The 599-nt window shown below is 70.8% G+C and carries 1 protein-coding gene; it reads left to right on the top strand.

Going from position 1 to position 599, the window contains the following annotated elements; all coding sequences use genetic code 11:
• The coding region (locus J4G38_RS25090) for a transposase (RefSeq protein ID WP_226163840.1) at positions 1-599 on the top strand (599 nt) is incomplete at both ends.

Genomic DNA, 599 nt, shown 5'->3' with positions numbered 1-599 from the left:
AGCTCGTGCTCGTGGGCCGGCTGGAAAACCTCGTCAGCGACCGCCGCCTGGTCGAGCACTGCGCCCTGCGGCTCGACATCCTGTACTTTTTGGGCTACGAGGTCGACGAAGAGATGCCGTGGCACTCGACGGTGAGCCGCACCCGCCAGCTGTTTCCGGCCGCGGTGTTTGAGCGCCTCTTCGACCACGTCTTTGCCCAGTGCGTGGCCCGGGGGCTGGTGGCCGGCGACACGCAGGCCGTCGACTCGGCCCCCGTCAAGGCCAACGCGTCGCTCGAAGCCGTGCGGGAAAAACAGGCCGCCGGGCCTGCCGGACCCCATCTGAGCGGCCGCGAGCAGACGCCCGCCGCGGGCTCGGTGCTGACGGCCCCGGCCCACCAGCTGCGCCAGCTGGCTACGGGGCAGCGCCGGCGGCAGGGCGCCCAGACCGGCGCCCTGGGCGCGCAGCACGAAAAAGCCCGCTTGCTGAGCAACAAGACGCATTACAGCCCCACCGACCCCGACGCGCGCATCTCCGTCAAGCCTGGCAAGGTCCGGGCCCTGAACTACCTCTGCAGCCTGGCCGTGGACACGGCCCACGGCATCATCAGCCACGTGCAG

The organism is Hymenobacter terricola (genome assembly GCF_017921975.2).
Classification (GTDB): domain Bacteria; phylum Bacteroidota; class Bacteroidia; order Cytophagales; family Hymenobacteraceae; genus Hymenobacter; species Hymenobacter terricola.
The sequence above is the reverse complement of the archived record's forward strand: the minus strand, read 5'-3'. Positions and strand labels throughout refer to the sequence as shown.